The organism is Xanthomonas sp. F4, from assembly GCF_011761895.1.
In genome coordinates, this window is record NZ_JAASQX010000003.1 from 204,812 (window position 1) to 227,609 (window position 22,798).

Annotated in this window: 16 protein-coding genes; 12 read left to right on the plus strand and 4 right to left on the minus strand. The window is 68.2% G+C overall.

What is annotated here, in order from left to right; genetic code table 11:
- Nucleotides 1-48 precede the first annotated feature (48 nt).
- Nucleotides 49-999, plus strand: coding sequence for an AraC family transcriptional regulator (locus tag FHR66_RS13175; protein WP_160966006.1), 951 nt, complete (start codon nt 49-51; stop codon nt 997-999).
- Between the two features lie 212 nt (nt 1,000-1,211).
- On the opposite strand, the gene FHR66_RS13180 is transcribed toward FHR66_RS13175, so the two are convergent.
- Nucleotides 1,212-2,111 carry a LysR family transcriptional regulator gene (locus FHR66_RS13180; RefSeq protein WP_456361760.1) on the minus strand — a complete coding sequence of 300 codons (900 nt, stop codon included), beginning with the start codon at nt 2,109-2,111 and terminating at the stop codon, nt 1,212-1,214.
- 127 nt (nt 2,112-2,238) lie between these two features.
- Here FHR66_RS13180 and FHR66_RS13185 point away from each other — a divergent pair, with 127 nt between their 5' ends.
- From FHR66_RS13185 to FHR66_RS13200, 4 genes are all read left to right on the plus strand, one after another.
- A complete protein-coding gene (locus FHR66_RS13185) occupies nt 2,239-2,985 on the plus strand; it encodes an SDR family oxidoreductase (RefSeq protein WP_160966010.1) in 747 nt (248 codons plus the stop codon).
- Nucleotides 2,986-3,055: 70 nt separating this feature from the next.
- The gene (locus FHR66_RS13190; RefSeq protein ID WP_237475267.1) at nt 3,056-3,757 is read left to right on the plus strand and encodes a glutathione S-transferase family protein; all 702 of its coding nucleotides are present in this window, start codon (nt 3,056-3,058) and stop codon (nt 3,755-3,757) included.
- Between the two features lie 761 nt (nt 3,758-4,518).
- Nucleotides 4,519-5,349 (plus strand): helix-turn-helix domain-containing protein, encoded by an 831-nt coding sequence (locus tag FHR66_RS13195; protein WP_160966012.1) that lies wholly within the window; start codon nt 4,519-4,521, stop codon nt 5,347-5,349.
- Nucleotides 5,350-5,431: 82 nt separating this feature from the next.
- On the plus strand, nt 5,432-5,881 hold the full coding sequence (locus FHR66_RS13200) for a VOC family protein (protein WP_160966014.1): 450 nt from the start codon (nt 5,432-5,434) through the stop codon (nt 5,879-5,881).
- 83 nt (nt 5,882-5,964) lie between these two features.
- Here FHR66_RS13200 and FHR66_RS13205 read toward each other — a convergent pair whose 3' ends face one another.
- Nucleotides 5,965-6,549 carry a TetR/AcrR family transcriptional regulator gene (locus FHR66_RS13205; RefSeq protein ID WP_160966016.1) on the minus strand — a complete coding sequence of 195 codons (585 nt, stop codon included), beginning with the start codon at nt 6,547-6,549 and terminating at the stop codon, nt 5,965-5,967.
- A gap of 64 nt (nt 6,550-6,613) precedes the next feature.
- On the opposite strand from FHR66_RS13205, the gene FHR66_RS13210 reads away from it, so the two are divergent.
- On the plus strand, nt 6,614-7,648 hold the full coding sequence (locus FHR66_RS13210; protein WP_160966018.1) for an NADP-dependent oxidoreductase: 1,035 nt from the start codon (nt 6,614-6,616) through the stop codon (nt 7,646-7,648).
- 85 nt (nt 7,649-7,733) lie between these two features.
- Here the strand turns inward: FHR66_RS13210 and FHR66_RS13215 are convergent, their stop codons facing one another.
- On the minus strand, nt 7,734-8,150 hold the full coding sequence (locus FHR66_RS13215) for a hypothetical protein (RefSeq protein ID WP_160966020.1): 417 nt from the start codon (nt 8,148-8,150) through the stop codon (nt 7,734-7,736).
- 491 nt (nt 8,151-8,641) lie between these two features.
- Here FHR66_RS13215 and FHR66_RS13220 point away from each other — a divergent pair, with 491 nt between their 5' ends.
- The 6 genes from FHR66_RS13220 to FHR66_RS13245 all read left to right on the plus strand — a co-directional run bounded on the left by FHR66_RS13220 (nt 8,642) and on the right by FHR66_RS13245 (nt 21,140).
- Nucleotides 8,642-12,034, plus strand: coding sequence for a GH92 family glycosyl hydrolase (locus tag FHR66_RS13220; RefSeq protein ID WP_237475268.1), 3,393 nt, complete (start codon nt 8,642-8,644; stop codon nt 12,032-12,034).
- 297 nt (nt 12,035-12,331) lie between these two features.
- A complete protein-coding gene (locus FHR66_RS13225) occupies nt 12,332-15,433 on the plus strand; it encodes a TonB-dependent receptor (RefSeq protein ID WP_160966022.1) in 3,102 nt (1,033 codons plus the stop codon).
- A gap of 139 nt (nt 15,434-15,572) precedes the next feature.
- Nucleotides 15,573-18,017, plus strand: a complete 2,445-nt coding sequence (locus FHR66_RS13230) for a GH92 family glycosyl hydrolase (RefSeq protein ID WP_160966024.1) — start codon at nt 15,573-15,575, stop codon at nt 18,015-18,017.
- Nucleotides 18,018-18,092: 75 nt separating this feature from the next.
- Nucleotides 18,093-19,268 (plus strand): LacI family DNA-binding transcriptional regulator, encoded by a 1,176-nt coding sequence (locus FHR66_RS13235; protein WP_202394601.1) that lies wholly within the window; start codon nt 18,093-18,095, stop codon nt 19,266-19,268.
- A 125-nt stretch (nt 19,269-19,393) separates the two neighbouring features.
- Nucleotides 19,394-19,843 (plus strand): DUF2231 domain-containing protein, encoded by a 450-nt coding sequence (locus FHR66_RS13240; protein ID WP_160966026.1) that lies wholly within the window; start codon nt 19,394-19,396, stop codon nt 19,841-19,843.
- Nucleotides 19,836-21,140, plus strand: a complete 1,305-nt coding sequence (locus tag FHR66_RS13245; RefSeq protein WP_202394602.1) for a PQQ-dependent sugar dehydrogenase — start codon at nt 19,836-19,838, stop codon at nt 21,138-21,140. Before FHR66_RS13240 ends, FHR66_RS13245 begins: the two co-directional genes overlap by 8 nt.
- 206 nt (nt 21,141-21,346) lie before the next feature.
- Here the strand turns inward: FHR66_RS13245 and FHR66_RS13250 are convergent, their stop codons facing one another.
- Nucleotides 21,347-22,429: a macro domain-containing protein gene (locus tag FHR66_RS13250; RefSeq protein WP_237475269.1), complete on the minus strand. Its 1,083-nt coding sequence runs from the start codon at nt 22,427-22,429 to the stop codon at nt 21,347-21,349.
- Nucleotides 22,430-22,798 lie beyond the last annotated feature (369 nt).

A 22,798-nucleotide genomic window follows, 5' to 3' on the forward strand; every position in this document is an offset into this window, starting at 1 on the left:
GTACTCGCTACGATCCAGCGTCCTTGATTCGTTTGCGAGCGTCCAGCGATGGTGGATCCCCTGGCCGAGGTGGTCACGCTGCTGCAGCCGGCGGCCCGATTCTCCAAGTACGTGGTCGGTGCCGGTGCCTGGCGCATCCGGCGTTCCGATGCCGGGCAGCCTTTCTACTGCGCGGTGCTGGAGGGCGGCTGCCACATGGCGCTCGATGACGGCGCGCCGATCCTGCTGCAGCCGGGCGATTTCGTCCTGGTGCCCGCGGCTTACCGCATCACGATGTCCAGCTTGGCGCCGCACGCGGACGTGGCCGAGACGATTCCGACTGCACTGGGCAACGGCGTGTTCCGGATCGGCATGCAGGAAGGCCCCACCGACTTGCGCATGCTGGCTGGCCACTGCAGTTTCGGTTCGCCGGATGCGGCGCTGCTGGTCTCGCTGCTGCCGCAGATGGTCTATGTGCACGGCGAGCAACGGCTCGCCACGCTGGTGCAGTTGGTGAGCGAGGAGTCGCGCGAGGCGCGGCCCGCGCGCGAGGTCGTGCTCGCGCGCCTGTTGGAAGTGCTGCTGATCGAAGCACTGCGTTCGGCCGCGGGCACGGCGGCGTCGCCGGGCCTGGCGCGCGGGCTGGTCGATGCGCGCCTGGCCGCGGCGATCCGCGCGATGCACGCGCAGCCCACGCGCGCGTGGACGGTGGCGGCCTTGGCGAAGGAAGCTGCGTTGTCGCGCTCGGCGTTCTTCGAGCGCTTCGGCCGCACCGTGGGCGTAGCGCCGATGGAATACCTGCTCGCCTGGCGCATGGCCTTGGCCAAGGACCTGCTGCGCCGCAACGAGTTCGGTATCGCCGCGATCGCCGAGCGCGTCGGCTACAGCTCCGCGAGCACCTTCAGCGTCGCGTTCGCCCGCCACGTCGGACAGCCACCGACGCAGTACGCGCGCGCAGGCGACCGCGGTGCTGCGCGCGGCGAGCCGTTGGTCTCCGAACAAGTCGAGGGCAGGGAGTAAGCACTCGGCGCTTACCGTTTCCGCGCCGACGTTCTCGTCGGAGACGGTGCGGGCTGCGCAAGGATCGCCCCGGTGGCCGGTTTCGGCCTGGACCTCGCTGACCACGTCCAGCAGACGACGGGCGAGTGAGGGATGGGGGCGTGCCGTTAGCGTGGCTCCCTGGGCCATCCATCGCGAGGCGTTGAAGCTAGAACCGCGCCCGCAGAATCGCGCTATGTGTTGAGCTGCGGAATCTCCGAGAACGCCGCGGCGATGAAGTCCATGAAAACGGCGGCGCGCTTCGGGAGCAGGCGATTGGCCGCGTAGACGATGTGCATGGGCACGGAGGGGGCGGCGTAGGCGCCGAGCACGGTCTGGAGACGTCCGGACTTCAGGCCGTCCTCGAACAGCCACTCCGGGCCGATGCCGATGCCGAGGCCGGCGCTGACGGACGCGCGCGAGGCCTCGGGGGAATTGACGCGGATGCGGCCGCTGACGGGAATCTCCACGTCCCTGAAGCGCCAGGTGGCGCCGGAGGCGAGCAGCGTGTAGAGCACGCACTCGTGATGGACCAGGTCCTGCGGTACCTGGGGGACGCCGTGCCTGGCCAGATAGTCGGTGCTGGCGACGCATACGCGCTTGAATGCGCCGATGCGCCGTGCGCGCAGCGCGCTGCTCTCCAGGTGGCCGATGCGGATGGCCAGCTCGGCGCCTTCGTCGAGCAGGTTGACGAAGCGGTCGTTGATCTGCAGGTCCAGTTGCATGTCCGGAAAGCGCTGCAGGAAGCCGGGAACGAGGGGCATGACGTAGGTGTGCGACAACGCCGTGGGGCATGCCACGCGCAGCAGCCCGGTCGGCTTGACGTCCGCGCGCAGGGAGGTCTCGGACTCGTCCACCGCGTCCAGGATGCGGCGGACCTCGGCATAGTAGCGCTCGCCCTCCGGCGTCAGGGCGAGCTTGCGTGTGGAGCGGTGCAACAGGCGCGTGCGCAGGTGGTCCTCCAGCGCGGCGACGTGGCGGCTGACATTGGGTTGGCCGATGCCCAGGTCGCGGCCGGCGGCGGAAAAGCTCCCGGTCTCCACGGCGCGGGCAAAGCAGGTCATCAGCAGGAAGCGGTCCACGGTCTGCCTCAATCATGCGCAATCGGCATGAATGCTATGCGCATGCGTCGGCTTATGGCAACGACGGCATAGGCGCATGCTGCGTCTCCATCGAGGGCCGGCCAGCGTGGCCGGCCCACCGCAACCACAGGAACACACCATGTCCCGTCTAGCAGGCAAGCGCACTCTCATCACCGGCGGCACCAGCGGCATCGGCCTGGAAACGGCCCGGCAGTTTCTCGCCGAGGGCGCGCGCGTCATCGTCACCGGGGTGAACCCCGACTCCATCGCCAGGGCCAAGGCCACGCTCGGCGACGAGGTGTTGGTGCTGCGCGCCGACTCGGCCAGCGTCGCGGCGCAGAAGGAGCTGGCGCAGACGATCGGCGCGCACTTCGGACAGCTCGACATCGCGTTCCTCAACGCGGGCGTGTCGGTCTGGGCGCCGGCCGAAAGCTGGACCGAGGAGGCGTTCGATGCGTCCTTCGCCGTCAACGTCAAGGGCCCGTACTTCCTCGTCCAGGCGCTGCTGCCGGTGTTCGCCGCGCCGGCATCGGTGGTGTTCAACGCCTCGGTCAACGTCCACGTGGGCATGCCGAACTCGTCGGTGTACGGCGCGACCAAGGCGGCGTTGTTGAACATGACGAAGACCCTCTCGAGCGAGTTGCTCGGACGCGGCATCCGCTTCAATGCGGTCAGTCCCGGCCCGGTCGAGACGCCGCTGTACGACAAGTTGGGCATTCCCGAGGCGTACCGCGAGCAGGTCAACAAGGACATTGCCGCGAGCATCCCGATGGGCCGCTTCGGGACGCCGGAGGAAATCGCCAAGGCGGTGGTGTACCTGGCCTCCGACGAGTCGCGCTGGACGGTGGGGACGGAACTCATCGTCGACGGCGGCCGCACGCTGTGATCGCGGCGGTCACCGATCGCCGGCAGGCCTGGCCGGGCGCGCTGCGCCCGGCCGGGTCGCCCTCTTCGCGTTGCCTGCAGAGATCGTTATGTCGCTTCCTTCCTTGAAACTCGTCAGTCATCCGCTGTGTCCGTTCGTGCAGCGCGCGGCGATCGTTCTGCTCGAAAAGGGCGTGGCGTTCGAGCGCGTGCAGGTGGATCTGGCCGCCAAGCCGGAGTGGTTCCTGGCGCTGTCGCCGACCGGCAAGGTGCCGCTGCTGCAGGTCCGGCTGCCGGGCGGCCCGGACGTGGTCTTGTTCGAAAGCATGGCGATCTGCGAATACCTGGAAGAGACGCAGCCGGGTGCTCCGATGTTCTCGGGAGACCCGCTGGCGCGCGCCCAGCAGCGCGCCTGGGTGGAGTTCGGGACGGCAGCGCTCGGCGACGCGTGGCAGTTCCTCAACGCCAAGGATGCCGCGACCGCCGACGCCGCGCGCGCCGCGTTCCGCGACAAGTTGCTGCGGCTGGAACGCCAACTGCACGACGGGCCGTATTCTATGGGACCGGCGTTTTGCATGGTCGATGCGGCGTTCGCGCCAGTCTTCCGCTATTTCGACGTGCTGCGCGCGCCGGTTTCGCGGTCGGTCTTCGAAGGCCTGCCGCGGGTCTCCTCCTGGCGGGCAGCGCTCGCGGACAGGCCGAGCGTCGTCTCCGCGGTGCCGGACGATTACGCCGACCGATTCCAGCGGCATCTCGTGGCCCAGCACGCCTTGCTCGCGGGCGCGCTGCGCTGAGGATGTCTTGCGCGCGGCGCTGTAGGCGCGTCTTTACCCCCGTTGTCGGCACCGGGCTGTCGGATCGGCCGCTGGCTGCCGATCAGCGGCGCAGCAATCAGTGCTATCACGCCGTGATCGCTGCGCAACCAGGCAAGCAGAGCCGCCCACTAAGTCACGACAGCGGCGGACGAAGGCCGGTCGCCACCGGGCGGTGACGGTGCGCTGGCAGGGTACGACACGCTGCCGGCGAGGTCGATGCGCCGCTGGATGCAATCGGCGGCTCTGGCGCCGGCAGGTTCCTGCGTACGCATACATGCGGCGGCGCGCCGTTACCCATCTTTCCGCTCGGCTTCGATGGACGACCCTGCGGCGGCGCGCCGGGCGTGACGGTGCCACCTCCACGTGCGCTCCTGCGGCGCGCAACTCGGCGCACTCGCGGCACTGCTGGATGCGAGCACGGTGCGCGTGGTCATCGACAGCACCTTCGCGTTGCCGCAGGCGCACAGGCGTACGACCGCGCGGAGCAAGGACATATCCAGGGCAGATCGTGATGACGGCCGAATAGAGAGGCGCGTCGGGCCGTCAGCGCCCGCATTCATTTCTGGCCAGTGGTGCGGGCGCCGCCTGCAATGGCGATGCTGTACGAGACCCGGTGAGAGATCGGTTCGCCGATGCAATGCGCGCGAACGGATGGGTTGTGTCGCGGCGCATTCGCAACCAGCGGTGTGCGGTTCGGCAGGGGCTATCGACCCACGCCGAACCAGGCGTAGCATCACCGCATGGCTTCGGTTCATCGGCTTCCCATTCCGGCGTTGCGCGGCCTAGTCGCCTCGGTCTGGGCGCACGACCCTGCGACCGGCCCGTCGGTGGTGCGGGCGCTTGCGCGCGAGCACGTGCTGCCGACCGGGGCCACGCATATCGCGGTGCGCGTTGGCGGCGCGCCGCTGCAGGTCTTCGACCATGCGGCCGACCTGTGCGGCCATCGCCTGGGCCATGCGGTGGCCGGTGGCGTGCGCACGGAGTACCACGTGCGCGATGTCTCGCAACCGTCGGTCTCGGTCGGCGCCATGCTGCGGCCCGGGGCGGCCGCGGTTCTGCTCGGCGTACCCGAATCCGCGCTGGCGGGGCACCACACGCCGCTGGAATGTCTGGTGCCTGCCGGCGAGGTCGATGCGCTGCTGGCGACGCTGCATGCCTGCCATGACGGCCCGGCGCGGCTCGCGGTCTTCGAGCGCTGGCTGGCCGGGCGTGCCGGTGACCGGCCTGCGGCGCTGCACCCGGCGCTGGCGGGCGTTGTGCTGCGTCCCTGGCATCCAGGCATGCGCGTGGACGCGATGGTGCGCGCCAGCGGGTTGAGCCATCGGCATTGCATTGCGTTATTTCGCCAGGCAACGGGGCTGGCGCCGAACGAGTGGTTGCGGCTGCAGCGCTTCTCGCATGCGCTCGCACTGGCCTGCGACGGGGTGCTGGGCTGGGCCGAGATCGCGGCCGCCAGTGATTTCGCGGACCAGGCGCACCTGGCGAACACCTTTCGCGCCGTGGCCGGGGTGACGCCGTCCGCCTGGCGACTGCGGGCTGACCCCGCCGCGCCGCGCCACGTGCCGCGCTGATCGCGGCGCAGGTCAAATGGCTACAAGACGCCGCGCGCGCCGGCACCCAGAATGGAGCGCATCGTCCACCTCAGGAGTCGCCATGGCCATCCACGAGCTCTATGCCTATCTGTGCGTCCGCGATGCCGCCGCCGCGATGGCGTTCTACGCCCGCGCGTTCGGCGCGCGCGAACGGTTCCGCCTCACCGAGCCCGATGGCCGCATCGGCCATGCCGAGGTGGATCTCGACGGGCACACGCTGATGCTGTCGGAAGAGTATCCAGGGATGGGGGTGCGCAGCCCGGAACACCTGGGCGCCACCCCGGTCACGCTGCACCTGCATGTAGACGATGCCGACGCGCTGGTGGCGCACGCGGTGGCCGCGGGCGCCACGCTCGAGCGCGGCATGCAGGACCACTTCTACGGCGAGCGCTCGGGGACGGTGCGTGATCCGTTCGGCCACCGCTGGCTGATCGGCCATGCGATCGAGACGGTGACGCCAGAGGAAATGCAGCGGCGCTACACCGCGCTGTTCCCCGCGCCTAAAGCCTGATCGTCTCTGCCGCGCGGCATCGGTTCTCGCTACGGCGATAAATGCGAAGAAGTCGAGCGCGTGGAGTCGGCGCTCGGCGTTGCTTACCGCTTCCGAGCCGGTGACGTCGTCGGAGGTGTTGCGCGTTGCGCAAGGATCGCCCCAGCCACAAGTTCGAACAGCCGCTCGGACCGCCGAGCATGCGACGGCTGTTCCCTCAGCCAAGCCAGCGCCGCGATGAGGTCGAACAGTTCATCGCCGTCCATGTCGGCGCGGGCCTTGCCATCCGCCTGTGCCCGCGCCAGCAGCGCGGCACCCGCGGCGCGCAGCTGCACGCAGGAGGCGTGCAGCGCGGAGGACTCGTCTTCGATGGCGGACATCATCGGGGCGAGGATGCCGCGCTGGCGATGGGTGAAGGCGATGATTTCCTCCAGCCAGGCCAGCAGGGCCTGGTCCGAGGCTGCTGCCGTGCGCAGGGTGTCGGCCTTCGCCGCCAGGTCCTCGAAGTCGGTGCGCAGCAGCGCCTCGAGCAGGGCTTCGCGGGTGGGGAAGTGGCGGTACAGGGTACCCAGGCCGACTTCGGCGCGGCGCGCGATGTCGCGTAGCGAAGCGTCCGCGCCGGTCTCGGCCAGGGCTTCGCGGGCCACGTCCAGCAGGCGTTGGTAGTTTTTCTGGGCGTCAGCGCGCATGCTGTCCTTTACAAGTGGAGCGGTGCTCCGTATATTCGGAGCACTGTTCCGATCAGGATACGCCATGCACAGTTCCGAAGAAACGCCGCGCACCATGAAAGCGGTCCGCCAGCGGGCGTTCGGCGGCCCCAAGGTGCTCCATTACGAGGACGCGCCCACGCCCGTGCTGCAGCCGGGCGAGGTGCTGATCCGGGTGCATGCGGCCGGGCTGAACCCGCCCGACCTGTATCTGCGCGAGGGCTACAGCCGCCTGCCGCCGGAATGGCGCCCGCCGGTGGCGTTCCCGTTGGTCCTGGGCACGGATGTCTCGGGCGTGATCGCGGCGGTGGCGGAGGATGTTGACGGGTTTTCGCCAGGCGACGCCGTGTACGCGATGGTGCGTTTTCCTAGCGGCTTGGCCGGTGGCAGCCAGGCGTATGCGCAATACGTCGCCGCTCCTGCGTCCGAAGTCGCGCTGAAGCCAACGGGGATCGACCACGTGCACGCCGCGGGCGCGCCGATGTCGTTGCTGACGGCGTGGCAGTTCCTGATCGCGCAGGGCCACGACGTGGCCAATCCGCTGCAGCCCATGCCGCATGCGCCGGTGCCATTGCAGGGCAAGACCGTGGTGGTCAACGGGGCGGCCGGCGGCGTCGGCCACTTCGCGCTGCAACTGGCCAGGTGGCAAGGTGCGCGCGTGATCGCGGTCGCTTCCGGCAAGCACGAGGCGTTCGTGCGCGTGTTGGGCGCGGAGACCTTCATCGACTACACCAAGACGGCGCCGGAGGACGTGCTGCACGACGTGGACCTGGTGGTGGACGCGGTCGGCGGCGCCGGCGCCGGAAAGTTCCTGCCCACGCTCAAGCGTGGCGGTGCACTGTTCCCTATTTTCCCGCTCGGCTTCGATGGGCACGATGCGGCGGCGGCACTGGGCGTGACGGTGTCCACCACGCAGGTGCGTTCCAGCGGCGCGCAACTTGGCGAACTCGCGGCACTGCTGGACGCCGGCACGGTGCGCGTGGCCATCGACAGCACCTTCGCCCTGTCGCAGGCGCGGCAGGCGCACGAGCGTGCGGAGCGTGGGCACGTCCAAGGCAAGATCGTAATGACGGTTGAGTGAGACCTGGATCGCGGCGTTGCCGCCGGCATCGAATGGCTCAGCGGCTCGGCGACGCGTCGACTGCCGAGCCGCGAACCACGTTGCCCTAATCGCTACGGGTCGTGGTATTGCCGTAGGAGTCTGTGCTGCTGCGCGTCACGCTTCCGTCGTCGCCACGGCAGGTCTTATTGCCGTACGAGTCTGAAGAGCAGCGAACTGTGTTGCCCTGGTCGTCACGGGTCGTGGTATTGCCGTAGGAGTCCGTGCTGCTGCGCGTCACGCTTCCGTCGTCACCACGGCAGGTTTTGTTGCCGTACGAGTCCGAGGAGCAGCGAATCACGTTGCCCTGGTCGTCACGGGTTGTGGTATTGCCGTAGGAGTCTTTGCTGGTGCGAGTCACGCTTCCGTCGTCGCCGCGGCACGTTGTGTTGCCGTACGAGTCCGTCGAGCAGCGTGTTGTGTCGGCAAGTGCGCTCGACGTTGCCAGCAGTCCAGTCAAAAGTGCGAGTGTGGCCATTTTCATTTGAAACCCCTGTGTTTGTGGAGCGATCCAGCGCTTGCCAGTTTAGCCGTTGATCGTCGGTTAGCCAGGGCGCTCCATCGCCTTCAATCGCTCCTGGTCGCGTGACGGTCCAGCCTCATCCCTCTTCGTATTCGACGTAACGCGATCGATGCTGGATCGCGTATCGATACGCGTACGAACTGTTGCGAAGCAGCATGCAACCCCACAACAGGCGTGTTACATCTAACCGCGTTGGATCGATCCAAAGCCGTTGATGCAGCGCATCCGGGGAAAACGGCGGGTAGGAATCGTGTGCTACGAGTTTGCTGACGCTCGTCGTCGTATCCGCATGCCGATGCGGTCGTGACGCTGCGTCGGGAGCGGACTCGAGCGGCGATCCCTCGGGTCGATCCGGTCCACGCTGCGTGCCTTCACTGCGCGCCGTTGCCACCGGAGGTGCGTGACGCCACGCGTCGCGGCACAGCCGACCGAGAGAGTTTGGGGAGCCTGCCATGTCAATCCGCCCGCGCTTTGCGCACCTGCCCGAGTCTTCGCGCCGGTGGTTGGCGTCCGTCGCGGCGTCGGCGCTGTTGTGCGCCGGCACCGGCGCGGCATGCGCGGCCGATGCTGGCTTCGCGTCTTCCTTCGAGCAGGGCGAACCTGCGCCTGCATCGGCCACGCATTCAGACAAAGCGAGCGTGCAGGTTGCGATCGGCAACGGACCCGAACAGCCTTACGCGGCCAAGGCCGGCATGGGCTACACCGGGCTGCATGCGCTGCACTATCGCGCCACTGCGGCCGGGCACGTGCAGCTGTTTGCGGTGGATCTGTCGGTGGAGCCGGACACGGTGCTGTCGTGGATGGTGCTGCCGGAGATCGTCGATGGCGATACGGTGGCGTCGACCGGCGTGGCGGTGGATCTGCTGTTCGACGATGGCCGCCGCTTGTCCGAGTTGAGCGTGGAGGATCAGCACGGTGCGCTGGTCAGTGGGGCGGGGCAGGCGGCGTCGAAGACGCTGTATCCGCAGCAGTGGGCGTTCAAACAGGTGCGGCTGGGCGATGTGGCGGCGTTGCGCGGCAAGCGCGTTCGTGCGATCGAGCTGCAGGTACAGCCTGGGGCCGGCAAGGTGGCGTCGGGCTGGATCGACGATGTCGCGGTGCGCCGCGAGGCAGCACCGCAGGCGGCGCGGCGGCCCAGCGACGAGGTGGTGACTACGCGCGGAACGCAGTCCAATGGCACGTTCTCGCGCGGCAACAACATCCCGGCCACGGCGATGCCGCATGGCTTCAATTTCTGGGTGCCGGCGACCGATGCGGGGACGCTGAGTTGGCTGTACCGTTGGAACGAACAGAATGGCGACGACAACCGGCCGCGTTTGCAGGCGCTGTCGATCAGCCATGAGCCCAGTCCATGGATGGGCGATCGCCAGACCTTCCAGGTGATGCCGTCATCCACGCGCGGCGTGCCGGAGGCGGATCGCGCGAAGCGCGCGCTGTCTTTCAGTCACGACCACGAGGAGGCGCGCCCGCATCTTTACCGGGTGGACTTCGACAACGGTATCCGTGCGGAGCTGGCCCCGACCGAGCGGGCGGCGATTTTCCGCTTCCGCTTTCCCGAGGGGGGCGACGCCAATCTTCTGTTCGACAATGTCGACGCGCGCGGTGGGCTGACCCTGGATGCGGCGACGCAGACCCTGCGTGGTTACTCGGATACACGCAGCGGGCTGTCCAACGGCGCCACGCGGCTGTTCGTGTATGCGCGCTTCGACCGTCCCTGGACCGCCAGTGGCAAGATCGCCACGGGGCGTCCGACCGGCTACGTGAAGTTCGCGCCGGGCGCCGATCGCACCGTGGTGATGCGTATCGCCACCTCGCTGATCTCGGTGGAACAGGCGCAGCGCAATCTGCAGCAGGAGATCGGCGACGCCGGCTTCGAGCTGGTGCGGTCGCGTGCGCAGGACGCGTGGGATGCGGTGCTGGGGCGGGTGCAGGTGCAAGGCGCCAGCCACGACCAGCGGGTCACGGTGTACTCCAATCTGTATCGGCTGTTCCTGTATCCCAACATCGCCCACGAGAACGTCGGCGATGCGGCGCATCCGGATTGGCGGCATGCCGACCAGAACAGTTGGTCCAAGGACAACATGGGCGGCGATGCCGAGCGCACCTCGGCGCCGATCCTGCCGGGCAAGGTCTACGTCAACAACGGCTTCTGGGACACCTTCCGCACCAGTTGGCCGGCGTATGCGCTGTTCGCGCCGGAGCAGGCCGGGGCGATGATCGATGGCTTCCTGCAGCAGTATCGCGATGGCGGCTGGGTGGCGCGCTGGTCATCGCCCGGCTATGCGGACCTGATGGTCGGCACCAGTTCCGATGTGGCCTTCGCCGATGCCTGGCTGAAGGGCGTGCACGGGTTCGACGCCCACGAGGCCTATGCGGCGGCGCTGCGCAATGCCACGGTGGTGCCGCCGGTGTCGAATGTCGGCCGCAAGGGCCTGGCCCACTCGATGTACCGCGGCTACGCGGCCAACGACGTGCACGAAGGGCTGTCGTGGACGCTGGAGGGCGCGCTCAACGATTTCGGCCTGGCGCAGATGGGGCAGGCGCTGGCGCAACAGGAAAATGATCCGCAGCAGGCGCAGCGTTACCGCGAGGAATCCGAGTACTTCCGGGCGCGGGCCACCGATTATGTGTTCCTGTTCGACCCCGCCACCCGCTTCTTCCGCGGGCGCACGCCGGCTGGCCAGTGGAGCACGCCTGCGTCGAAGTTTGATCCGCGCGTGTGGGGCGGCGACTACACCGAGGCCAATGCCTGGACCTTCGCCTTCACCACGCCGCACGACGCTGCGGGCCTGGCCACGCTGTTGGGCGGCGAGGACGCCATGGCCGCGCGGCTGGACGAGCTGTTCGCCACGCCGGAGACCGCGGAGAAGCGCTTCGCCGGCAGCTATCGCAGCGTCATCCACGAGATGACCGAGGCACGCGACGTGCGCATGGGTATGTACGCGCACAGCAATCAGCCCTCGCACCATCTGCCGTGGATGTACGTGGCGGCGGGACAGCCGTGGAAGACCCAGCGCCTCACCCGCGAGGTGCTGCGCCGGTTGTACCTGGGCAGCGAGATCGGCCAGGGCTATCCGGGCGACGAGGACAATGGCGAGATGTCGGCGTGGTACTTGTTCGCCATGCTCGGGCTGTATCCGCTGCGCATGGGTGCGCCGGAGTACGTGATCGGCTCGCCGGCGTTTCCGCGGGCCGAGGTCGATCTCGGCAAGGGCCGCAAGCTGGTGGTGATCGCGCGCAACAACAGTGCGCGCAATGTGTACGTGCAGTCGCTCACGCTCAACGGCAAGCCATGGAACAAGGCCTGGCTGCGCCACCAGGACATCGCCGACGGCGCCACGTTGGAGTTCGTGATGGGTGCGACGCCCTCGCGCTGGGGCAGCGGCGCGGACACGTTGCCGCCATCGTTGACCCCGTCGGGCAGCGCGCCGCAGGGACTGGAGGATGTGGCGTCGCAGGCCGTTGCGGTGTCGCTGGAGGGACAGCCCAAGGCCACGGTCTTGATCGACGACGATGCGACGACGGCGCTGCCGCTGCCGGCAGGTGCCAGCGTCGACCTGCGCTTCGCGACGGCGCAGCGCGCCACGCACTACACGCTGACCAGCGGCGACATCGCACTGTCCGGCCTGGCATGGACGCTGGAGGGCCGCGGCGCCGACGGCGCATGGACCACGCTGGATCATCGACGCGCGCAGGCCTTTGCCTGGGCGCGGCAACTGCGGCCGTTCCGCATCGCCAAGCCTGGTACGTACAGCGCGTACCGCCTGCGTCTGGATGCGGGCGAAGGCGTTTCGCTCGCCGAGATCGAGCTGTTGAAGCCGGTGACGCGGCAGGCCGCGCCGTGAGGCAGCGGCGACGCAGCGTACGCGTGCTGTCGCGCGCACGTTGCGGAGGACACGTCCTGCCCTAGAGACCTGTTGCGCGGCAGCATGCGTTGCGAGGAACGCTGTGGTACTTAAGTTTTCCGCTGCATTAGAACGATCCAATTCAGTTGCTGCAGGACAGAGGGGGAACAACCGCAAGGCCGGCTCGCCGCAACGGCGCCGGATGCTTTCTACAGCGACGCGGAGGCTGCTCGATCCATGGATTGCGCGGTGGCCGTACTCGCGCAGCCGATCAATCTTTGGGAGAGGATGATTGAAATGAAGTGCATGCCATCCGCGCGCAAGCGCAGCACGCTGTCCGCCGGTATCGCCATCGCGCTGTGCGCGACCGCTGCCTCCACCACCGTGTTCGCCCAGCAGGCCGACACCGCGTCGGCGCCCTCGGGTCAGGCCGAACTGGAGGCCAAGAACCTGGACGCGGTGACGGTGACCGGCTACCGCTATGCGATCGAGAAGAGCCTGGAGCAGAAGCGCAACGCCAACGCCGTGGTCGACGTGATCACCGCGGAGGACGTGGGCAAGTTCCCCGACAAGAACGTGGCCGACGCGCTGCAGCGCGTGCCCGGCGTGGTCATCAGCCGCGACGGCGGCGAGGGCAAGAACGTCAGCGTGCGCGGCCTGTCCTCGGAGCTGGTGCTCACCGAATTGAACGGCAACTACATCGCCACCGCCGAGTCCAACGGCGACCCGACGCGCTCGTTCAACTACACGCTGCTGCCGTCGAACCTGCTGGGCAGTGCGGAACTGTACAAGACCCCGGAAGCGCGTATCGACGAGGGCGGCATCGGTGGCACGGTGATCCTGCAGACGCGGCGTCCTTTGGAGTTGGAGCCCAATTCCGGCTTCGTCTCCGCCGAGGGCGTGTGGTCGGATACCAGCAAAAAGACCGACGGCCAGTTCTCCGGCTCGTACTCATGGCACGACAAGGACAACCGCTTCGGCGTGTTCGTCGGCTACACGCAGCAGAAGCGCACTGCGCGCACGCTGAATGCCAGCACCGAGAGTTGGCAGTGGTACGGCCGCGACGAAGGCGGCCCGGCGGTCGACGTGAATGGCAATCCGTCGGACTTCAATTCGAACTGGTGGGGCGGCACCGGCTTCTGGGATCAGAACGGCAAGTACTACACGCGCTTCATGATGCCAACGGCGGTCAGCCTGGACGTCAAGCAGGAGGAGCGCGAGCGCAAGGGCGGCCAACTGACCTTCCAGTTCAAGCCCACCGACGACCTGACCCTGACCGCGAACTACTTCCGCTTCGACCTGTCGCAGAACTCGCAGACCAACACCATCAAGATTCCCGAGTGGAACATCGCGCGCTATTACGGTGACGGCAACTGGCGCGGCGGCCGCCTGCTCGACGGGCTGCGCTTCGATCCCAGCGGCACCATCGTCACCGGTGCCGACTACAGCCTGCATCCGGGCAAGGCGTATTACTGCAGCGAGGCGCAGGCCGCTGCGGCTGGCCTGCCGCCCGGCGGCTGGGGCTCGGACGACTGCACGGTGCCGACGCCGCAGATCACCGGCAGCTACAACATCGAAAAATCGCTGTCGCAGACGGTGGACCTGGGCGGCGAATGGCGTGGCGAGAAGGTGGACGTGGCGTTCAAGGCCGGCCGCACCTGGGCCAAGGGTGGGCCGGAGCTGCAGTTCTCTCTGCCGATCAAGCCGCGCCGCCAGAACGCCGACGGTAGTTGGAGCAACGGCAACTTCGCCAGCGCCTGGGACCTGACCGGTACGCCGTCCATGACCTTTTCGCCGGAGCTGATGCAGAACCTGCGCGACGGCCTCCTGCAGGTCGACCTGGGTTCGACCAGTTCGTCCTGGACCCGCAACACCAACCAGCAGCAGTACGCGCAGATCGATACCACCTGGCACATCGACGGCGATTTCTTCGACTCGCTACAGTTCGGCCTCAAGCGCCGCGACGGCGGCGTCCATCGCAACACCGGCAACAATTATTGGGTGTGCCCGGGCACCGACCCCAGCGATTACAACAACCGTTACTGGAACGGGCGCTGCAACGCGCTGGCCACGCAGTTCTCGCCGGATCTGTTGTTTTCCATGAACAACCTCGCCGGCGGGGTGAGATCCAGCGCGTTCCCGGCGATCAATTTCCCCGGCTACATCGGCTACTTGAACAACACCTACGGCGCGATGCAGACCCGTAGCGAAGACAACTTCGTCTACAACGTCGACGAGAAGATCTATTCGACCTACCTGCAGCTCAACTTCCACACCGAACGCCTGCGCGGCAACGTCGGCGTGCGCGTGGCGCGCACCGGCCAGCATGCCGATTCCACCGACAAGGTGACCGCCTACAACGACTACTTCTTCGACGGCGCCGACGGCAACCCGCTGGCCTGCCAGCAGGGCGCTGCCATGCCCACCGGCGCGCCGGCCGATACCTACTGCGGCACCGAGGGCTACTGGCGCTTGTCGGACACGCAGCAGCGCAACGAGTCGTTCGTGGTCAGCGGCCTGGACCGCAACTACACCGACGTGCTGCCGAGCTTCAACCTGGCCTATGACCTGACCGAGAACCTGCTGCTGCGCGCTGCTGCGTCGAAGGTGATCGCGCGGCCGAGCTACAACGACATCGCCGCGCCGGGCAGCCTGGAGTACTACAGCCCCGAGTACGTGGCCGACCGGCGCCTGACCGGCGGCGCCAGCGAGCAGGGCTGGTACGGCTCGGGCAGCAACAAGAACCTGCAGCCGTACAAGGCCACCCAGTTCGACCTGGGGCTGGAGTGGTACTTCCAGCCGGGCTCGGTCGCCGGCGTGGGGCTGTTCCGCAAGAACGTGGAGAACTTCGCCGTCGACGTGGTCAGCGACGTGAACATGATGATCAATGGGCAGGCGGTCACGGTGCAGAACTACAGCACCCAGGCCGGCGGCCAGGATGCGGTGTCGCAGGGCGTGGAGCTGTACGCGCAGCACACGCTGCCTTCAGGGCTCGGCGTGCAGTTCAACTACACCTACAACGATGCCAGCAAGGCGGCGGTGCGGCTGGAGGACGGCACCGAGGTCGGCAAGACCGCCATGCCCGGCAGCGCCAAAAACCAGACCAACCTCACCGTGTTCTACGAGACCGACCGCTTGCTGCTGCGCGCCTCGTACAACCGTCGCGGCGAGCTGGTGCAGGGCCTGGTCAACGGGCTGAACGTCTACGAGGAGCCGTACTACCAGATCGATGTGAACGCGGCATACAACATCACGCCAGCGCTCAGCCTCACCGCGTCGGTGCTGAATCTGACCAAGCAGGAGTCGCGCCAGCACCTGGGCGACGATACCCGGGCACGCTTCTACACAGGTGGCTACGCAGGCCGGTTGGCGTACCTTGGGTTGACCTACAAGTTCTAGGCTGCAGTGTGTCGTGCCCATGCCTGCCGCGCGGCGGACGGCATGGGCGCGACGGTCCGGCGACGGCCGGGCTACCGTTTTCGCCGTCCACGACTGCGCCGTCGCGTTTACGCAGCCGTTCACCACAGGATCCCATCGCATGACGTCGTCCCTGCTGCCTTGCGTGCTGCGCACGCTCGCCCTGTCTTTGCTGCTGGTCACGCCCGCGCTTGCCGCCGCGCCGCGGCCCAGTGCCGAGGTCAACACCTTCATCGGCAGCAAGGACGACGGCAACACCTTTCCCGGTGCGTCCGCCCCGTTCGGGATGATCCAGGTCAGCCCGATCGGTGCGCACTACGCCGGCTGGCGCTACGACGACCCGCAGATCCGCGGCTTCGGCCATTCCTTCCTGTCCGGCGCCGGCTGCTGGGAGCAGGGCGGGCAGGTCTCGGTGCTGCCGGTGACCGGGCGCATCGGTCCCGGCGGCGATTTCGATACGGCCGATCCGAAGGCGTTCGACCATACCCGCTACGGCGCGCGTTACCAGCACGACGGCGAGCGCGGCCAGGCCGGCTACTACAAGGTGCGGCTGACCGATTACGGCGGCATCGACGCCGAAGCCACTGCGCTGACCCGCGCCGCGGCCGAGCGCTATACCTTTTCCACCTCGGGCGACGGCCACGTGCTGGTCAACATCGGCCAGGCCAACGCCCGCCACACGGTCACCGGCAGCACGCTAATCGTGGTCGGCGACCGCGTGGTGGAAGGCAAGCTGGTCACCCAGAGCTTCTGCGGCGGCCACCAGTACACCACCTGGTTCCGCCTGGAGTTCGACCGCCCGTTCAAGGCCTTCGGCACCTGGGGCGAGGCCGGTGGCGTGCCGGGATCGCGCCATGGCATGGAGGGCGAGGGCAAGCCCAGCGGCGCGTGGCTCACCTTCGACTTGAGCAAGGGCCGTGCGGTCACCGCCATCTCGGCGATCTCGCACGTGGATGCCGAGGGCGCGCGCAACAACCTGCGCAGCGAGGGCATGGCCAATGGCCGCCTGCTCGGCTTCGACGCCATGCGCGCCCGTGCACAGCAGGCCTGGGACAAGGAACTGGCCAGCGTGCGCGTGCGCGGCGGCAGCGGCGACGACCGCGTGGTGTTCTACACCGCGCTGTACCACTCCCTGTTGCAGCCGCTGACCGGCAGCGACGCCGATGGCCGCTACCGCGGCTACGACGACGGCATCCACCACGCCGACGGCTGGACGTACCACGAGTTCTTCTCGCTGTGGGACACCTACCGCGCGCAGAACCAGTTGCTGGCCCTGCTCAAGCCGCAGCGCGCCGCGGACATCGGCCGTTCGATCCTGGCGATCAACGCGCAAGGCGGTTGGCTGCCGCGCTGGGGCTATGCCAACTTCGAGAGCAACGTGATGACCGGCGATCCGGTCACGCCGTTCCTGGTCGACCTGTGGCGCTTCGGCGCGCTGCAGGGCCGCGAGGCCGAGGCCTACGCCGCGCTGCGCCGCAACGCCTTCGAGATGCCGCCGTTGAATTCGCGGCACGCCGGGCGGTCCGGCAACGCCAACTACCTGGCGCAGGGTTTCGTGCAGTACGACCGCGCGTTCCCGTCCAAGGGCATGGACGTCGACCCGCACCATGGCGGCTCGGCGACGCTGGAGTACGCGCTGGCCGACTGCGCGCTGTCGACGATGGCCGGCGCACTGGGCCACGCCGAGGACGCGGCGGTGCTGAACCGCCGCGGGCGCAACTGGCGGACGGTGTGGGATCCGTCCGTGCGCGACACGGACACCGGTTTCACCGGCTTCCCGCGGCCGCGCACCGAAGATGGCGCGTGGTACACGCCGTCGGATGGGCATTACGATCCGCGCTCGCAGCACGGCTTCCACGAAGGCACGGCCTGGCAGTACCAGTGGCTGGCGCAACAGGACGTGCCGGGCCTGGTGGAGGCGATGCACGGGCCCGAGCAGGCCGCGCGCCGCCTGGACGCGTTCTTCGCCTACGACGCGCTGCTGGCCGACCCGGCCGGCGCTGCGCGCAAGGAATGGGTGGTGGGGCCGTACAGCTACTACAGCCAGTTCCGCTACAACCCCAACAACGAGCCCGATCTGCACGCGCCGTGGATGTACACGCTGATCGGCCAGCCGTGGAAGACCAGCACCGTGCTGCATGCGGCGCAGACGTTGTTCACCAATGCGCCGAACGGCGTCACCGGCAACGACGACCTGGGCACGATGTCGGCGTGGTATCTGTTCAGCGCCATGGGCCTGTATCCGGCGGTGCCGGGCACCGGGCAGTTCCTGCTGCACGCGCCGCGTTTCTCGCGTGTCGAACTGGACGTGGGGCCGGGCCGCACGCTGCGTATCGACGCGCCGCAGGCCGGTGACGGCAAGCTGCGCTACGTCGGTGGCGTGTCGCTGGATGGCCGCGCGCACGCGCCGGTGTGGCTGGACTGGGCGCAGTTGCATCAAGGCGGCCGCCTGCGTTTCGACCTGCGCGATGCGCCGCAGCCGCAGGGGTGGGGGACCCAGCCGCAGGATCTGCCGGTGTCGCCGTGCGCGGCGCCGCCGTCCGCCGCCAGCCTGGGCTGGCGCTGAGTCCGTGCCGTCTCGCGGCAGGCGCGCGCAGCCGATGGTTTAGGCTGGGCGCCTCGCCCGAAGGGAATCGATCCGATGCGCCAGAAGCGTCCACCCGGAACCGGATCCGCAGGCTCCAACGCTGCCAAGGTCGCCGCGCGCAAGGCGGCGCCGGTTGCGGCGGAGCATGCGGACAAGGCGAAAAAGGCCGCAAAGACCGCACCGGTCGCCGCCGCGCGCGACCGTCAGCGGGTAGTGACCGTCACCGACATCGCCGAGGCGGTCGGCGTCTCGCGCGCCACCGTCTCGCTGGTGCTGCGCGGCAGCCCGCTGGTGCATGCCGACACCCGCGCGCGGGTGGAAGCGGAACTGAAACGGCAGCGCTACGTCTACAACCGCGGCGCCGCCAACCTGCGTCGGCGCACCTCGACCTGCGTGGCCCTGGTCATCAACGACCTGGCCAACCCGTTCTTCGCCGAATTCGCCGCCGGCGTGGACGAGGCGCTGGGTGAGCAGGGCTACGTGACCCTGCTCGGCAGCACCGGCGAATCGCCCGCGCGGCAGCAGGCGGTGCTGGGCTCGCTGATGGAACACACCCCGGCCGGGGTGATCCTGTCGCCGGCCGAGGGCAGCGACGCCGCCGAACTGCACACGGTGCTGGATGCGCGCGCGAACGTGCTGCTGTTCAATCGCGAACTGGCCGGTGCCGACGACTGGGGCTTTCTCGGCCTGGACAACCAGCGCGGCGCACAACTGGCCACCGAGCATCTGATCGCGCTCGGCCACCGTCGTATCGCGTTCTACGGCGGCCATGCCGATTCCAGTTCCTGCCGGCAGCGTCGCGCCGGTCACGCGCAGGCGATGCGGCAGGCCAAGCTGCCGGTCGACCCGGCGTGGCTGATCGAGTCGGCACCCAATCGCCTGGAAGCGGCCGCACGCCACGGTGAACTGTTCGCCCACGACGCGCCGCCCACCGCGGCGGTCTGCTACAACGACACAGTCGCGCTGGGCCTGATGCTGGGCCTGCTCGCGCGCGGCATCCGTCCGGGCCTGGACTTCGCGATCACCGGTTTCGACGACATCCCCGAGGCCGCGGTGAGCACGCCGGCGCTGACCACGCTCGCTGCGCAACCACGCGCCCGCGGCCGCCAGGCGGCGCAGCTGGTGCTCGCACAACGGGAGGCAGGCGTCGCACCACGCAGCACCATCGCGCCAGTGACGTTGTGCGTACGCGAGAGCAGCGGCGTGCGGATCGCGGCGAAGGGGCGCTAGCCGATCGCGACACCCTCTAGACGTGGAGGGGCAGATAGTGAGTCGCGTCACCGGAGCGGAGTGTTCCGCGGTCCCACGGTGACTGGGCGATTCGCCTCCTCCCTCCTTTCGTCGAGAGCTGTCTCATGCATCCGCAGACCGCACCCGCACCACGCCGTTCCGTCGTGGCCAATGCCCTTTATGGCCTACTCAATCCCATTCCATTCGGCTGCTTCGTCGCCGCGCTGATCTTCGACGTCGTCTACGCCCGCACTGGCGTGATCCTGTGGACCAAGGCGGCCGCCTGGCTGATCGCGATCGGTCTGGTCATCGCCATCGTGCCGCGGCTGATCAATCTGGTGCAGGTCTGGATCACCGCGCGACGTTCTGCACTGCCGGTGGAGCGGCTCGACTTCTGGTTGAACCTGCTGGCGATCGTCGCCGCCATCTTCAATTCCTTCGTGCATAGCCGCGATGCGTATGCCGTGGTGCCTGCGGGGCTCTGGCTCTCGGTCGTCACGGTGGTGCTGCTTGCCATCGGGCATGTCCTCATCGCCATTCGCCGTCCCTTGCATGAGGAGTATGTCCATGGCTAAGCGCCTATATATGTCCGCCGTGGCCCTGGCCTGCGCGATCGCCCTGGCCGCTTGCGGTGGCAAGGCCGCGCTCGAACCGACGCAGCAGTCGGGCAACGCGCCACCGCTGCCGGAAGCCAGGAATTTCCTGTTGCCGCCGATGCAGGTTCCCGAGGGCGTGGGCTGGAAAGAGGGACAAACGCCCAAGGTGGCGGCCGGGCTGAAGATCGAGAAGATCGCCGGCGGCCTGATGCATCCGCGCCAGCTGTACATGCTGCCCAACGACGATGTGCTGGTGGTGGAATCCAACTCGCCGGGCATGGAGCCGGTCACCACGCCCAAGCAACTGATCGCCGGCCTGATCCAGGGCCGCTCCGGCAAGAGCGCCAAGGGCGGCAACCGCATCACGCTGCTGCGCAGAGCCGCTGACGGCACATGGGAGCGGCATGTGTTCCTGCAGGGCCTGCACTCGCCGTTCGGTGTCCAGTTGATCGGCGATAGCCTGTACGTTGCCAACACCGACGCCATCATGAAGTTTCCCTATGTCGCCGGCCAGACGCAGATCAGCGCGGCCGGCACATTGTTCACCGATCTTCCTGGCACCATCGAGCACCATTGGACCAAGGCGCTGTTGGCGAGCCAGGACGGACGCAAGCTGTACGTGGGCGTCGGATCCAACAGCAACATCGGCGAGAACGGGCTGGACGTGGAGTACCGCCGCGCGGCCGTGCTGGAGGTGGATGTCGCCTCGGCCAGCAGCCGCATCTTCGCCTCGGGCATCCGCAATCCCACCGGGCTGCAGTGGGAGCCGCGGACCGGGAGGTTGTGGGCGATCGCCAACGAGCGCGACGAGATCGGCGCCGACCTGGTGCCCGATTACCTGACCTCGGTCCAGGAAGGTGGCTTCTACGGCTGGCCATACAGCTATTACGGGCAGAACGTGGATACGCGAGTCAAAGAGCAGCGGCCCGACCTGGTCGCCAAGGCGATCAAGCCGGACTATGCGTTGGGTTCGCATGTGGCGGCGCTAGGCCTGTGGTTCACCCGCGGCGAGACGCTGCCACCCAAGTACCGCGAAGGCGCGTTCGTCGCCGAGCACGGCAGTTGGAACCGCTCGCCGCTCAGCGGCTACCAGGTGGTCTACGTGCCGTTCCAGCATGGCCGTCCCGCCGGTCCGCCGCAGACCGTGGTCAGCGGCTTCCATTCGGAAGACGAGTCGCAGTTGTTCGGTGCCCCGGTCGGCCTGGCGCAGGACAAGGATGGCGCGCTGCTGATCGCCGACGATGTCGGCAACAGTGTGTGGCGCGTGAGTTTCTGACTGATCGCATGCTGTGCCGACCATTGGCAGGTGGGTGGAGTGATTCTGCGTGATGCGGTACCCAGCGCTGGCGCCGGCCGCTGCCGAAGTGGGGCGGCAGGCGCGGCACCCTGGGCGGCCGGAATGCAGAGGCCATGTGGAACGAAAAAGCGATCTGCCTGACTTTCGGCTCGGAACCGCGCTGATCCCACCCGACTGGCACGCCTTCAGTTCCAGCGTATCCAGTCCAGCGCCACCAGCATGCGGATCGCTTCGGCCAGCGCCTGTGGCGTCTGTTCGGAATCGGCCGTGTTTCTGGAAGCTAGCAAATGCGCATGCAGTTGTTGCGCATGGAGCGCCTGCCCGGGATGCGCCGCCTGCAGGCGGCGCGCGGCCTGGAACACCGTCATCATGTCCTCGGCCTGGTCGGTGTTCCTGATGCGCGCGAACAGGTCCACGGCCTTGGCGATCTCGGCCTCGTAGGGCGCATACGCTGCAGCGAACCGGGCATGCTCGGTGTCGTACTGCGGCGACGCGTGCAGCGCCATCGTCCGTCCCTGCGGCTGTTCGTGCAGCCAGTTGCGGTTGGCCAGGTCGGTCAGGATCGGCCGGACGTCGCCCTGGCGCGGTCCGCGGCCGGCATTGCCGAACGTCAGCCCGGTCGGCACGCCCAGTTCGGTCATGGCCCAGCAGAGCTTCTGGAACAGGGTGCGCCCGACCGGCCGCGCCTCCGGCCGGGTTTGCAGCCGCCGCAGCACTTCCATGATCGCGACCCAGCCCGGCTGGGTCGCCGTGCGTTTGCCGGTGCCCTCGGCCGAGGCGTTTGCCGGCTGCGACAGGAAGGCGGGCTCGAGCTGCGCCAGCGGCGTGCCGTACGGTGCGTAGACCTCGATGTCGACCGGCAGGTGCGCCAGCGTGCGGTAGATCAGCGGGCCGACATCGTCCCAGGCCAGTCCGCCATTGCCGCAGCCGAGCGGCGGCAGGGCAAGACTGCGCACGTCCCATGCGCGCAGATGCGCGGCGAGATAGTCCAGCCCTGCGGCGATGTCCTCGAGCCGCGATGGCGAGCGCCAGTGGCGCTTGGTCGGGAAGTTGAGAATGCGGGTGCCGCTGGCTTCCGCATAGAGATAAGGTTCGCCGATGCGCACGCGGCCTTCGCGGCAGCGCACGGCATAGTCCTCGAACATGGCCGGGTAGCGCCGCTTGAACGCCTGCGCGATGCCCTTGCCCATGATGCCGGCGCAATTGACCGCATTCGCGTAGACGTGGGCGTGGCTGGCGAACAGGTCGCCGATACGTGCCTTGAGCATGGTGCGATCCATCGATGGAGAAATCCCGCGAGGGGAGGGGGGGCGACGACCGCATGTCCGCACTGGGCAGGGCGCGCCGCGTGTGCGGATGGCGCCATTCACGGCCTGGCCCAGGCAGGCCGGGCGAGGAGGCGGATGCTGACGTCAGCGCATGTGCGCTTCTGGCTGTCCTGCAGCCAGGGCGGCCAGGGCAGCAGCGGGTAGCGCGCAAGCATGCGGCTGCGGCGTCTCACTTCCTGAGATCGGGCGACGCCAGGAAACATGCGGCGGCGCCGATCAACGGCAACGATCCGCTGCCATGGGAGCGGCTTCGGCGACGGGCGTTACAGGGGATGCCTCGTCGCGGACGAAGCCGCGCCCATAGATGCG

Coding starts and splice junctions, on each gene's coding strand:
- FHR66_RS13225 (WP_160966022.1), top strand. CDS start 12,332: ATGAAGTGCATGCCATCCGCGCGCAAGCGCAGCACGCTGTCCGCCGGT.
- FHR66_RS13195 (WP_160966012.1), top strand. CDS start 4,519: ATGGCTTCGGTTCATCGGCTTCCCATTCCGGCGTTGCGCGGCCTAGTC.
- FHR66_RS13235 (WP_202394601.1), top strand. CDS start 18,093: ATGCGCCAGAAGCGTCCACCCGGAACCGGATCCGCAGGCTCCAACGCT.
- FHR66_RS13175 (WP_160966006.1), top strand. CDS start 49: ATGGTGGATCCCCTGGCCGAGGTGGTCACGCTGCTGCAGCCGGCGGCC.
- FHR66_RS13240 (WP_160966026.1), top strand. CDS start 19,394: ATGCATCCGCAGACCGCACCCGCACCACGCCGTTCCGTCGTGGCCAAT.
- FHR66_RS13245 (WP_202394602.1), top strand. CDS start 19,836: ATGGCTAAGCGCCTATATATGTCCGCCGTGGCCCTGGCCTGCGCGATC.
- FHR66_RS13230 (WP_160966024.1), top strand. CDS start 15,573: ATGACGTCGTCCCTGCTGCCTTGCGTGCTGCGCACGCTCGCCCTGTCT.
- FHR66_RS13210 (WP_160966018.1), top strand. CDS start 6,614: ATGCACAGTTCCGAAGAAACGCCGCGCACCATGAAAGCGGTCCGCCAG.
- FHR66_RS13220 (WP_237475268.1), top strand. CDS start 8,642: ATGTCAATCCGCCCGCGCTTTGCGCACCTGCCCGAGTCTTCGCGCCGG.
- FHR66_RS13200 (WP_160966014.1), top strand. CDS start 5,432: ATGGCCATCCACGAGCTCTATGCCTATCTGTGCGTCCGCGATGCCGCC.
- FHR66_RS13215 (WP_160966020.1), bottom strand. CDS start 8,150: ATGAAAATGGCCACACTCGCACTTTTGACTGGACTGCTGGCAACGTCG.
- FHR66_RS13185 (WP_160966010.1), top strand. CDS start 2,239: ATGTCCCGTCTAGCAGGCAAGCGCACTCTCATCACCGGCGGCACCAGC.
- FHR66_RS13250 (WP_237475269.1), bottom strand. CDS start 22,429: ATGCTCAAGGCACGTATCGGCGACCTGTTCGCCAGCCACGCCCACGTC.
- FHR66_RS13205 (WP_160966016.1), bottom strand. CDS start 6,549: ATGCGCGCTGACGCCCAGAAAAACTACCAACGCCTGCTGGACGTGGCC.